Origin of the sequence: Paraburkholderia sp. BR14320, assembly GCF_040948665.1 — a bacterium.
Taxonomy (GTDB): Bacteria; Pseudomonadota; Gammaproteobacteria; order Burkholderiales; family Burkholderiaceae; genus Paraburkholderia; species Paraburkholderia youngii.
This window is the reverse complement of the sequence record NZ_JBFPKG010000042.1, coordinates 54,291-62,568: the sequence shown is the minus strand read 5'-3', so window position 1 is coordinate 62,568 and position 8,278 is coordinate 54,291. Positions and strand designations below refer to the sequence as shown.

General features: G+C 64.5%; 8 protein-coding genes and 1 pseudogene. 3 read left to right on the top strand and 6 right to left on the bottom strand.

Features of this window, described 5'->3' with window-relative positions:
• Positions 1–127: pseudogene (locus AB3X89_RS29555) on the bottom strand (1,2-phenylacetyl-CoA epoxidase subunit A); the annotation flags it as partial.
• A gap of 168 nt (positions 128–295) precedes the next feature.
• Here AB3X89_RS29555 and AB3X89_RS29550 point away from each other — a divergent pair.
• Positions 296–1,285 (top strand): zinc-dependent alcohol dehydrogenase family protein, encoded by a 990-nt coding sequence (locus AB3X89_RS29550; RefSeq protein ID WP_368586443.1) that lies wholly within the window; start codon positions 296–298, stop codon positions 1,283–1,285.
• 41 nt (positions 1,286–1,326) lie between these two features.
• On the opposite strand, the gene AB3X89_RS29545 is transcribed toward AB3X89_RS29550, so the two are convergent.
• From AB3X89_RS29545 to AB3X89_RS29535, 3 genes are all read right to left on the bottom strand, one after another.
• Positions 1,327–2,358 (bottom strand): nitroreductase family protein, encoded by a 1,032-nt coding sequence (locus AB3X89_RS29545; protein WP_368586442.1) that lies wholly within the window; start codon positions 2,356–2,358, stop codon positions 1,327–1,329.
• An 82-nt stretch (positions 2,359–2,440) separates the two neighbouring features.
• Positions 2,441–3,088: a response regulator gene (locus tag AB3X89_RS29540; protein WP_368586441.1), complete on the bottom strand. Its 648-nt coding sequence runs from the start codon at positions 3,086–3,088 to the stop codon at positions 2,441–2,443.
• Positions 3,089–3,304: 216 nt separating this feature from the next.
• Complete coding sequence (locus AB3X89_RS29535; protein WP_368586440.1) at positions 3,305–4,996, bottom strand: AAA family ATPase; 1,692 nt, start codon at positions 4,994–4,996, stop codon at positions 3,305–3,307.
• Positions 4,997–5,294: 298 nt separating this feature from the next.
• Here AB3X89_RS29535 and AB3X89_RS29530 point away from each other — a divergent pair, with 298 nt between their 5' ends.
• Entirely contained in the window at positions 5,295–6,275 is a 981-nt protein-coding gene (locus tag AB3X89_RS29530; protein ID WP_368586439.1) for an acetyltransferase, read from the top strand.
• A gap of 312 nt (positions 6,276–6,587) precedes the next feature.
• On the top strand, positions 6,588–7,277 hold the full coding sequence (locus tag AB3X89_RS29525) for a CBS domain-containing protein (RefSeq protein ID WP_368586438.1): 690 nt from the start codon (positions 6,588–6,590) through the stop codon (positions 7,275–7,277).
• Here the strand turns inward: AB3X89_RS29525 and AB3X89_RS29520 are convergent.
• A complete protein-coding gene (locus AB3X89_RS29520; RefSeq protein ID WP_368586437.1) occupies positions 7,241–7,627 on the bottom strand; it encodes a hypothetical protein in 387 nt (128 codons plus the stop codon). The two genes, AB3X89_RS29525 and AB3X89_RS29520, sit on opposite strands and share 37 nt — an antisense overlap.
• Before the next feature lie 32 nt (positions 7,628–7,659).
• The gene (locus tag AB3X89_RS29515; RefSeq protein ID WP_368586436.1) at positions 7,660–8,181 is read right to left on the bottom strand and encodes a universal stress protein; all 522 of its coding nucleotides are present in this window, start codon (positions 8,179–8,181) and stop codon (positions 7,660–7,662) included.
• Between the last annotated feature and the right edge of the window lie 97 nt (positions 8,182–8,278).

The window sequence follows — 8,278 nt, the reverse complement described above, 5'->3', positions numbered from 1 at the left end:
TCCAGTCCTGCGGCTCGATCTTGCCGTCGGCGGCCATGACCGCGTCGAAGCGCGCCTGTTCGGGCGAATTCGCATCCGCGTCCAGCGGGGCGACGTTGCCGGGGATATCGAGGGATTGGGTGTACATCTGCACCATCCAGAAAAAGTGGCAATGTGACGCAGTATAAATTAACCGACCGGTCGGTCAATTGAATTTTACTTTCGGTCGCCAAGTGGCATAGGATCGGGGATACCCTCGGCATCTTTGTGCACGCGGGCGAGATTGCTCTACCCTCAATCCATCCAGGAGGTAGTGATGTCACGGACTGTCAGGTTTTCCGAGGCCGGTGCGCCCGAAGTGCTTCGATTCGTCGAAGAATCGGTCCGCGGCCCAGGCCACGGCGAAGTTCGCATCAACGTGAAGGCGATCGGTCTGAATCGCGCGGAAGCGATGTGGCGCACCGACCGGTACATCGAGCCCGTGCGCTTTCCGGCCGGGCTCGGGTACGAGGCGGCCGGCATCGTCGACGCGGTGGGCGAGGGCGTCGTCGATTTCGCACCCGGAGACGCGGTCAGCGTGATCCCGTCGTTCTCGATGAATCAGTACTTCACCTACGGCGAAGTCATCATCGTGCCGGAGCATGCGGTTGTCAGGCATCCGAAGTCGCTTTCCTTCGCCGAGGCCGCATCGGTGTGGATGATGTTCGTGACCGCATATGGCGCGCTGATCGAAGATGCGAAGGTGGGCGCGGGCGACCATGTCGTCGTGCCGGCCGCTTCGAGCAGCGTTGGCCTGGCGGCGATCCAGCTAGCGAATTACGCGGGCGCGACGTCGATCGCGGTCACGCGCCATGCCGCCAAGAGGCAGCAGTTGCTCGACGCGGGCGCCGCCCACGTGATCGTGACGGACGAGTCGGACCTTGTCGAAGAGATCATGCGGATCACGGACGGGAAGGGGGCTCGCGTTGCTTTCGATCCGGTCGGCGGCCCGAACTTCGCGAAACTGATCGAGGCGTTGTCCTTCCAGGGGATCGCGTATCTGTACGGAGCGCTCGACGAACGTGCCACGACGCTGCCGGTGCTGCAGATGATCGCCAGGATGAATTCCGTGAAGGCGCACAACATCTGGTTGACGAGTGGCGACCCGACGCGCCGCAAGGCCGCGGTGGAGTTCGTGCTCAAAGGTCTCGAAAGCGGCGCGCTGAAGCCGGTCATCGATCGCACCTTTGCGTTCGACGAGATCGTCGACGCGCACCGATACCTCGAAACCAACGGGCAGTTCGGCAAGATCGTGGCAACGGTATAGCCGAAGGCCTGGCATTGCGCTGAGCAGGCTTCCCTTGCGTTTCAGGACACCACATCGGCGAGCGGCCGCCTCGGCGCATGACGTACGCGCGGGCCGCGCCCGACGCGAAGCAGCAGCTGCGGAAACGCGTCCGTGCGCAACAGCGTGCGCAGCCGCTCGCGCAGCGCGTCCACTTCGATCGGCTGGTTCAGGTAGGAAGCGGTCAATCCCGCCGATGCCGCGACCAGCAACATCCGTTCGAGCGCCTGTCCCGCCGCGAGCCATGCCTCGCGGTCGTCGCGCATCGTCGCGATACCGACCATCAGCGGCGAGCCATCCACGAGGTGCTCGTGCGTGGCCGGCTGTCCCGCACCCGCATCGAACACCCGGACGGCCATGCTGACGAGCGGCGCCGCGAAATCGAGCAGCGCGCCCACAGCGGTACCGTAAGCGGGCATGCCATCGTCGCGCCGCCGCGGGTGAATCCAGCTGGCGAGTTCGCGCCTGAAACGCGGGTCGGCGAACTGCGCTCGATCCGCATCGGCGATCAGTTGCGCGAGCGCCTCGCGCGCGGTTTTCTGCTCCACGCAGCAGGCGAGCGCGCCCTCGTCGTCGCAGGCGTCGCTTAGCTTGCGTTGCAGTGCGGCGGGAACGGGGTTATCGACGAACGGCGCACGTGTCGTCACGCGCTCGGTCAGCGCGTCGAAAAGCTCATGCAGGTGCGGGTCGCGAGGCCCGTCGCGCGAGACGCGCACGAGCGCCAAGATGTCCGGATCCGCTTCCGCTGGAAACAGTGTGATCGCATAAGCGAGACCGAGACGGCACAGCGCCACGCGAAGATTGAACAAAGCCGCGCCGCAGCTCATCAGAAGTTCGCGATCGAAAGGATCGACCACGGGAAGCGCGCGCATGCGGTCGGCGCAGATCTGTACGGTCTCGCCGTCGACGATGAACCGCCACGGTTGCGTGTTGTGATTCGACGGCGCGAGTACCGCATAGTGCAGCGCAAAGCGCAATTGCTGTTCCACTGGCGTGGAGGCGGGGAAGTGCGGTTCACCGATTTCCCAGGCATCATGTTGCGCGGCATCGCTCATCTCGAAGTCTCCTGTCGGATCAGGGCCGCAAGCGCGCGGTTCGTGTCGTTATCGTGTCACCGGGCGCCGTGGCAGGGAAGCACTACAAATCGTTCTCGTCGTCGAACAGCTTATGGCGGATCGCATAGCGAACCAGCCCGTTCTCGTTCGGCATCTGCATTTTTTCGAGGATGCGCGTCTTGTGCGTGCTAATCGTTTTCACGCTGACGCAGAGTTCATGGGCGATTTCGGTGATGCTCTGGCCTTCGACGAGGCGCCGGAACACATCGAACTCGCGGTCGGACAACCGCTGATGCGGCAGCGTGTCGGCCGGCTCGTTCAGATTCTGCGCGAAGCGTTCGGCCATCGCGAGGCTCACATAGACGCCCCCCGACGCGACTTTCGTCACCGCGCCGACCAGTTCCGCGCTTGCGCTTTCCTTGGTCAGATAGCCCGATGCACCCGCCTTGAACGCGCGCACCGCGTATTGCTGCTCGGCGTGCATCGTCAGCACCAGAATCCGCAAATCGGGGTTTTCCTCCTTGATCTGCTTGATCAGTTCAATGCCGTTGCGCCCCGGCATCGACAGGTCGAGTACGAGCACGTCTGCCTGGGTCGCGCGAATCAGCGCGATCGTCGTCGCGCTGTCGCACGCTTCTCCGGCTACCTCGAAACCGTTCGCTTGCTGCAGGATATGGCGCAGTCCGTCGCGCACGAGCGTGTGGTCGTCGGCCAGCAACACCTTGATCATCGGGTGATCTCTTCCGGTTGCATCCATTGGCAGGAAAACCTGAAGCAATCGCGAAGTACGCGCCTTTGCGCTGTATCGATGCGCATGGAATCGCCGGGCATCGACGCGTGTTCGCGCACGCAAGTCGATTTTAGTCGGCTTTTCGGGCCGTTGGCTCCGATGCTTTCGCGATCGGCGGCTCGTTCACGATCCGCTATCCACTGACCGATTGCCCGGCTAGCACGCGGCATCCGTAATACGCGATGCAGCCGCGACGGTTCGCATACCCCGCTGCATCAACTCGATCACCGGTCGCCAGAACGCGGGCGAGTCGAACGCTTCCATCGGTACAGCGGTGTCGAACGATAAGGTCAGCGCCTGTTCCGCCGGCGTCAGTGGGTCGGCGCTCGCGAGTTGACGGGTGAGCGTGGCGGTGTCCGCGTCGGACAGATCGCGCGGACCACGCCGGCGCGCTTCGATGCGTTGCGCGAGCACCGCTGGATCGGCGCGAAAGTCGAGAATGCGGGCCGGTACGCCAAGCCGTTCGGCGAGTGCGAAAAACGTGCCGCGCTGACTCGATTCGAGAAAGGTCGCGTCGACGATCAGGCTGTCACCGCTTTGCAGCACGCCGTGCGCGAGTCCCAGCAGATGATCGTAGATCGCGTGACGCGCAGCTTGCGTGTAGTGCTCGGCGCCGAGCGTCATTTGCGCGTTGGACACTGGCCGCATGCGCTTGCGTTCGGCATCGCTCGACACGCGTACCGCGCCGCACAGGTCCGCGAGAGCCCGGCTCGCGACCGATTTCCCCGAACCGGAAAAGCCATGACACAGCAGCAGAACGGGTCGCGGCTTCTCTGTTTGCGCCCGCGCCACTTCGAGGTAGCGCAGGGCCGGTTGCGGGACCGCGACGTTGCGGCCGGCCACGTGTCCCGCTTTCAGGCACGCGACCCACGCCCGCACCAGCGCCCGATAGGCGATATACAAAGGCATCAGAGACAGCGCCGCATAGTCGCCCGAGGTTTCCAGCCAACGGTTCAACAGGCGATTGGCGAGACGCGGTTCGGCTCGCGCGCACAGGTCCATCACGAGAAACGCGACGTCCGCCGCGACGTCGATCCAGCGTAGCGCTTCGTCGAAGTCGATACAGTCGAACATCGCGATGGCGCCGCGCCAGCGAACCACGTTGTCGAGATGCAGATCCCCATGGCAGCCGCGCACGAAACCCTCGGCGCGGCGCCGCTCGATCAGCGGCGCGAGTTCGTCGAGCTGTCGCGCGCACCACGCGGCAATGCCGGGCAGCGCGGGATGGCTGCAATTGGCCAGCAGCGGTGCGTTGATGGTTTCGACCTGGGTTCGCACCAGCGTCGCGCTGCCGTAGCGCGACGAGGGCGCGTTGCGCGGTGCGCTCAGGTGATAGTCGGCGAGCCGCTGCGCCGCGCCGTCGATGTCGCGCGGCGTCAGTGCTCCGTTTGCCGCGAGGCTCGAAAAGAGCATCGCCTCGTCGAAGCGGCGCATCTTGACCACGTGCTCGACAGCGACGCCGCCGGCGCAGAGCGCCAGCACGCCGGCACGCCGCGCAATCGGTATCACGCCGGCGTAGATGCCTCGCGCGAGCGGCCGGTTCAGGCGGAGCTGGGCTTCGCAGCAGCGCTGGCGTGTCGAGGCGGAGGTAAAGTCCGCGAAGCCCGGTGCGACGGGTTTGATGATCTTGTACGCGAAGCGCCCGGCGAGATACACGACGGATATATGCGTTTCGATTCTGACGATCCTGCCCGCCGGATGACGGTAGGTGCCCGGCCTGCGCAGCATCGCGTCGAGTCCGCGCAGGCTGCGCCGCGCGGCGCGCAATCGGTTGGCGGCATGCTGGATGCCGCGAAGCGTGGCATCAACCCGGCGTGCGGAAGGCTTGCGGCTCGGCGGCGAATTCATGCCAGGCTCCATGTCGCGACGAGCGGCGCGCCGGGCCGCGTGTCAAGGAGAAACACGAGCGTCTGATTCGACACGGTTGACCTCCACGTAGTGGGACGGAGGGCGCGCGCCTTGCGTGCGAGCCAAAATCGTCTACTCATTTAAGTCATCGCGTATGGTAACCGGCTTGATCTGTATCGACGAGGCGGTCAAGCGCACGAGACCGGCGTACGCTTCCATATGAAGTGGCGCGGGAGCACCGTTTGACCCCGGTCGAACCGCGTGCGATCGTGGCAGCGACGCGCGGGTGGAGTAGCGGATGAAGCGATTCGATATTTTCAATGGCGATGCCGACGGCATTTGCGCGCTGCATCAGTTGCGGCTCGCCGAGCCTGCCGACACCATTCTGATCACCGGAGCCAAGCGCGAGGTCACGCTGCTGCACCGCGCGAACGCGCGGCCGGGCGACAGCGTGACGGTGCTGGATATTTCGCTCGATGCGAACCGCGCTCCACTCGTCGCGTTGCTGGCTCTTGGCGTAAAGATCGACTATTTCGATCATCATTTCTCGGGCCCGATACCCGCAAACGCATTGCTGACGACGCATATCGATACCTCACCGGATATCTGCACGGCGCTGCTCATGGACCGCCATCTGCAAGGCCGGTACACGCGCTGGGCGGTGGTCGCGGCCTATGGCGACAATCTGTATCCGGCAGCGCACCGGGCCGCCGCTGCGTGCGCGATGAACCCGTCCGACGAGCGCAAACTGCGCGAACTTGGCGAAGCAATCAACTACAACGCGTACGGGGATAGCGTCGCCGATCTTGCCATCGATCCCGTCGACATGTATCGCTCGATCCAACCCTATGCGGACCCGCTCGAATTCATTGCGTCGACCAGCGTGTTGCCCGAACTGCAGGCGCGGCGCACGGAAGACCTCGAACTGGCCTTGGGACAAGTGGAAGTCCGGCGGCTCGCCAATGCAACGCTGCACATTCTTCCCGACGCGGCGTGGGCGCGGCGCGTGCGAGGCGATTTCGCGAATCTCGTCGCGCGACGCGACCCGGCGCGAGCGCACGCTGTACTGACAGCCGGCGCCGATGGCCGATACACGGGCAGCGTACGGGCTCCGCTCGATTGCCCGCGAGGCGCCGACGTCCTTTGCAGAAAGTTCGGCGGAAACGGCAGGGTCGCTGCCGCCGGTATCGATGGGCTCGATCGCGGGCGGCTCGACGAATTCGCGGCAGCGTTCAGCATCGCGTTTTGCGGCGATTCTCGGGGGGCGGGCGGCCGGTAACCGATTGCTGCATCGTCGGTTGGTCAGCGGGGGCGGGCTTGATGCAGGTCAACGATTGCCGGCCGCTGCGCATCGATCATTGGGCTGTACTGGAACCGGGGGCTGATCATCAGTGGCCGGTTCTTTGCGATACGCGCATCGCGCGGCGGAATCGACGCGTTGCAACGACGGGTCGACATGCCGGGCGAGCGGATTCGAAGTGGGTGCCGAAGGGAACACGGCGACGCGTCCTTCAGCGCCTGTCCATTGCGTCGCCTCGTGCCAGCCTGCATCGATGTGCGGCAGCGCAAGGCACTCGATACGGAGATCACTATGCAAGCCTCGGACATCATGACGACCCAGGTCGTGTCGATCGCACCGGACAGCTCGGTCTACGACGCGGCAAAGCTGCTGGCCGACAGCAAGATCAGCGGCATGCCCGTTCTCGACGACAAAGGCAGCGTGATTGGCATCGTCAGCGAGGGCGATCTGCTCCGGCGCGTCGAAACCGGCACCGAAACGCCGCGGCGCTCGTGGCTCGCCCAGTTCATCGCGCCTACGCGTCAACTCGCGGTCGAGTATCTGAAGGAGCGTTCGATTCGGGTGCGTGACGTGATGAGCGCCCCCGCCGTCACCGTCGACGAATCCGCGCCGCTGACGGCGGTCGCCGAACTGCTCGGGCGCAAGCACATCAAGCGTCTACCCGTCTTGCGCGACGGCAAGCTCGTCGGCATCGTCAGCAGGGCCAATTTGGTGCGCGCGCTCGCGAGTTGCGCGCCCGCGCAGCTCGATTCGCAACCGTCGGACGAGCAGATTCGCGCCGCGATCCTGAAGGAACTCGAAGGACAGCGTTGGGCGCTGGACGCCGACGACCTGATCGTCACGGATGGCGTCGCTCATTGCTGGGGGCCGATACGCTCCGAGGAAGAGCGCCAGGCGATCCTCGCCGCCGCCGCGCGCGCGCCAGGCGTAAAAGAAGTAAAGGATCATCTGGAGTATCCGGTCCCATTCACGCCGATGTGAACAGGGTCGCTTCGGTCACGCCACTGGGCCTCGCTGTCGAGCAGCGCGTCGAGCTTGTGAAGGCGCATCTCCCAGATCAGGCTCAATACATAAAAAGAGTCTTCCAGTCCTTGCAGGCAGTGTCGCGCAATGGGTTGATCGACTCTGCCAACGGCAAGTCCATGCACAAGCGCGCGTTGCCGCAGCAGACGTCGATGTGATATGGCGACCCGGGCCCGTGTGGCGGCTTCGTAGCGCAGCGCCGCGGACAGCTCCGGCGATTGCGCGTCGCTACGCGCAGTCGTGTCCGCGGCGCAGGCGAATGCATGATCACGGAGTTCGGTAACTTCTCCATTCATGACGGCATCCATTGTCTGTTTTGCGGATCATGCAGTGCACGTGGTCAGCCCCGAGATTGCCCGATACCTGAATGTGTCGTGGCGGCGGCGTCCGTCTGCTCCTCGGAGACTGGCGCGGTTCGGCGCGCGGGAATTGCCAGCACCGGGCGTGTGGTGCTGCGCAGTATCTGTTCGGCCACGCTACCCAGCGGTGCGTAGCCGGGGCCGCGTCGACCGTGCGTGCCTATCACGATGACATCGGCCTGCAGCTTCGCCGCGGCGACTTCGATGCGGTGGGCGACGTCCTCCTCGGGGCGCACGAGATCATCGATTTCCGGCGTGCCCTGCACACCGTGCCGCGCCATGGTCCCGACGCAGTGCTTCATGATCCGTTCGCCGTCCTGCTTGAGCGACTCGCGCATGGCTGCCGCGTTGATGCCCGGCACTTCAGGAAGCATGACCGGCAAATCGATGACGAACAACGGATGCAAGCGTGCGCCGGTATCAGAGGCGAACTGCAGCGCTGTCTCGAACGCCTGGGCGGCGCTCTCGCTGCCGTCCACCGCGACCAGAATGTTGGAGAACATCGTCGGCCTCCGGGTCTCGCGTGTTGTCGGTATTCATGATCAGCCACGGGTTCCGATCAACTACTGACCTACGTCAATCGAAATGCGCTTTGATTGC

Coding starts and splice junctions, on each gene's coding strand:
- AB3X89_RS29520 (WP_368586437.1), bottom strand. CDS start 7,627: ATGGATGCCGTCATGAATGGAGAAGTTACCGAACTCCGTGATCATGCA.
- AB3X89_RS29540 (WP_368586441.1), bottom strand. CDS start 3,088: ATGATCAAGGTGTTGCTGGCCGACGACCACACGCTCGTGCGCGACGGA.
- AB3X89_RS29545 (WP_368586442.1), bottom strand. CDS start 2,358: ATGAGCGATGCCGCGCAACATGATGCCTGGGAAATCGGTGAACCGCAC.
- AB3X89_RS29550 (WP_368586443.1), top strand. CDS start 296: ATGTCACGGACTGTCAGGTTTTCCGAGGCCGGTGCGCCCGAAGTGCTT.
- AB3X89_RS29530 (WP_368586439.1), top strand. CDS start 5,295: ATGAAGCGATTCGATATTTTCAATGGCGATGCCGACGGCATTTGCGCG.
- AB3X89_RS29515 (WP_368586436.1), bottom strand. CDS start 8,181: ATGTTCTCCAACATTCTGGTCGCGGTGGACGGCAGCGAGAGCGCCGCC.
- AB3X89_RS29525 (WP_368586438.1), top strand. CDS start 6,588: ATGCAAGCCTCGGACATCATGACGACCCAGGTCGTGTCGATCGCACCG.
- AB3X89_RS29535 (WP_368586440.1), bottom strand. CDS start 4,996: ATGAATTCGCCGCCGAGCCGCAAGCCTTCCGCACGCCGGGTTGATGCC.